This window comes from Segeticoccus rhizosphaerae, assembly GCF_009192725.1.
Classification (GTDB): Bacteria; Actinomycetota; Actinomycetes; order Actinomycetales; family Dermatophilaceae; genus Segeticoccus; species Segeticoccus rhizosphaerae.
Map to the genome: position 1 here is coordinate 1 of NZ_VOHR01000439.1, position 2,504 is coordinate 2,504.

At 71.2% G+C, this 2,504-nt stretch carries 5 protein-coding genes; all 5 read left to right on the top strand.

The genetic code is table 11. The features are described from left to right. Positions 1–394, top strand: a 394-nt coding sequence (locus FRW57_RS20265; RefSeq protein ID WP_162529442.1) for a purine nucleoside phosphorylase YfiH/LACC1 family protein, incomplete at its 5' end; no start/stop codon positions are given. After that, on the top strand, positions 391–1,152 hold the full coding sequence (locus FRW57_RS20270; RefSeq protein WP_137120142.1) for a YggS family pyridoxal phosphate-dependent enzyme: 762 nt from the start codon (positions 391–393) through the stop codon (positions 1,150–1,152). The genes FRW57_RS20265 and FRW57_RS20270, both read left to right, overlap by 4 nt. Before the next feature lie 47 nt (positions 1,153–1,199). After that, positions 1,200–1,700 (top strand): cell division protein SepF, encoded by a 501-nt coding sequence (locus FRW57_RS20275; protein WP_137120143.1) that lies wholly within the window; start codon positions 1,200–1,202, stop codon positions 1,698–1,700. Positions 1,701–1,836: 136 nt separating this feature from the next. Further along, complete coding sequence (locus tag FRW57_RS20280) at positions 1,837–2,115, top strand: YggT family protein (RefSeq protein WP_137120144.1); 279 nt, start codon at positions 1,837–1,839, stop codon at positions 2,113–2,115. A 101-nt stretch (positions 2,116–2,216) separates the two neighbouring features. Next, the coding region (locus FRW57_RS20285) for a DivIVA domain-containing protein (RefSeq protein ID WP_152186908.1) at positions 2,217–2,504 on the top strand (288 nt) is incomplete at its 3' end.

Genomic DNA, 2,504 nt, shown 5'->3' on the forward strand with positions numbered 1-2,504 from the left:
CGGGGTCGTGGCCGCAGTGCACGCGGGTCGCCCCGGCATGGTCGGCGGCATCATCGGCCGCGCCGTCGACGCGATGCACGACCTGGGGGCGATGAGGATCCGCGCGACCGTCGGCCCTTCGGTGTGCGGGCGGTGCTACGAGGTGCCGGAGGACATGCGAGCGCGGGCCGCCGCCACCAGCGCGGTGAGTGCCACCGTGTCCTGGCAGGGGACGCCCGCCATCGACGTCGCCGCCGGTGTCGTCGACCAGCTGCGGGCACGCGACGTCACCGTGGACTGGGTGCCGGGCTGCACCCGGGAGTCGTCGGACCTCTACTCCTACCGGCGCGATCCGGTGACCGGGCGTTTCGCCGGCGTGATCCGCCTCGTCGCACCCCAAGGAGGCCACCGATGACCCACGCGGAGCCGTCGCGTCACAGCGCCCCTCCCGACCAGCAGGCGTTCGACCGCGGGTCCGAGCTGGCCCGGCGGTTGGCCACGGTCGAGCGCCGGATCGAGGACGCGTGCGCCGCCGCCGGCCGCTCGAGGGCCGAGGTGCGCCTCATCGTCGTGACGAAGTTCTTCCCTGCCTCGGACCTGGCGCTGCTGGCCGGCCTGGGGGTCCGCGACATCGGCGAGAACCGCGACCAGGAGGCCAGCAACAAGCTGGACGAGCTGCCCGACCACGAGCGCGACCGGCTCACGGTCCACTTCATCGGGCAGCTGCAGAGCAACAAGGCCGGATCCGTCGCGCGCTACGCCGACGTCGTCCACTCGGTCGACCGGAGCAAGCTGGTGCGCGGCCTCGACCGGGCCGCCGGGTCGGCACAGCGCCAGCTCGACGTGTGCGTCCAGGTCGACCTGGACCCACCGTCACCGGGACGCGGCCGGGGCGGCGTCGCACCCGATCAGGCGGCCGCCCTCGCCGACCAGGTCGCAGGCACGGAACACCTGCGCCTGCGAGGCGTCATGGCAGTCGCCCCCCTCGGGGCCGACCCCGCGCCGGCCTTCGCCCGGCTTCGTGCGATCGCGGACGCCATACGAGCCGATCACCCCGACGCCACGTGGATCTCGGCAGGCATGAGCGCCGACCTGGAGGAGGCGGTCGCGCACGGCGCGACACACCTGCGTGTCGGCAGCGCAATCCTCGGATCACGACCGGCGTTTCGGTAGCGTCCAAGGCGACCACTCGACAGGCACCCGCATCAAGGAGCACACCAATGGCTGGGGCGCTGCGCAAGACCATGGAGTACCTCGGCCTCGCCGAGGCCGACGAGCGCTACGACGCGTATGACGACTACGAGAGCTACGACGAAGCGGACGGTCGCGAGACGGTCGACCGTGAGGCGGAGCGGGAGGAGCGCGCACCCGTGACCCACCTTCCCCAGCGGAACGCCCCGACACCGCGGGTCGTGCGTGACGGGGACGTCGGCCCCCTCACCCGGATCACCACGATCCACCCGCGGACCTACAACGAGGCCAAGAACATCGGCGAGAACTTCCGCGACGGCGTGCCGGTCATCATGAACCTCACCGACATGGACGACTCCGACGCCAAGCGGCTGGTCGACTTCGCGGCCGGCCTGGTCTTCGGGCTGCACGGTGCCATCGAGCGAGTGACCAACAAGGTCTTCCTGCTGTCCCCGTCGCACGTCGAGGTGGCCACCAGCGCTCCCACCGCGTCCGCGAAGGCCTCGCACAGCCTGTTCAACCAGAGCTGAGCGGCGACGACAGGGCCGCGGCGACGAGTGGTGACGATGCGGTCGGAGCGGTCTGCCCCGGAGGCAGCGGCAGAACGAGTCAGTGGTCGACGACCCCGCCCACTTCGCCCGGGCCCACGGGCCGCAGACTGATCCCATGAGCACGATCAAGGCAGTGGTGTCGCTGGTCCTCTACCTGTTCCTGGTCGTCCTCATCGGACGGTTGATCCTCGACTGGGTCCAGGTGCTGGCACGGGCCTGGCGACCGCGGGGCCCGGTGCTGGTCGTGGCCGAGGTGGTCTACAGCGTCACCGACCCGCCCCTGCGACTGCTGCGGCGGGTCATCCCGCCGCTCACCCTCGGCCAGGTGCGACTCGACCTGGCCTTCCTCGTGCTCCTGCTGGCTGTCTCTTTGGCCCTCAATCTCCTAGGCTGAGGGACGCTCCTGACACTCTCGTCGTGGCGAGCTCTCGCGTCCTGCCCCCAGCGGCACTGCGCGAGCCCCCACCACGGCCCCGATCCGACCGAGGTGACTACATGGCGCTGACGCCAGAGGACGTTGTCAACAAGATCTTCACGGCCAAGACGCTCCGTCGCGGCTACGACGAGAACGAGGTTGACGACTTCCTCGACGAGGTCGTCGCCGAGCTGCGTCGGCTGGGCGCCGAGAACGAGGAGCTGCGTACGCAGCTCGAGGAGTGCCAGAAGGCGCGCGGCATCACGCCGACGACCTCGCACCGCGCCCCGTCCTCGGCGGGCACCAGCACCCGGGCGTCGGTGAAGGCAGCCGGCGGCACGGCCGCCGAGGAAGCGACCGCGTCCGAG

What these genes read in the sequence shown, in the direction of transcription:
- FRW57_RS20270 (WP_137120142.1), top strand. Translation starts at nt 391, where the DNA reads ATGACCCACGCGGAGCCGTCGCGTCACAGCGCCCCTCCCGACCAGCAG.
- FRW57_RS20275 (WP_137120143.1), top strand. Translation starts at nt 1,200, where the DNA reads ATGGCTGGGGCGCTGCGCAAGACCATGGAGTACCTCGGCCTCGCCGAG.
- FRW57_RS20280 (WP_137120144.1), top strand. Translation starts at nt 1,837, where the DNA reads ATGAGCACGATCAAGGCAGTGGTGTCGCTGGTCCTCTACCTGTTCCTG.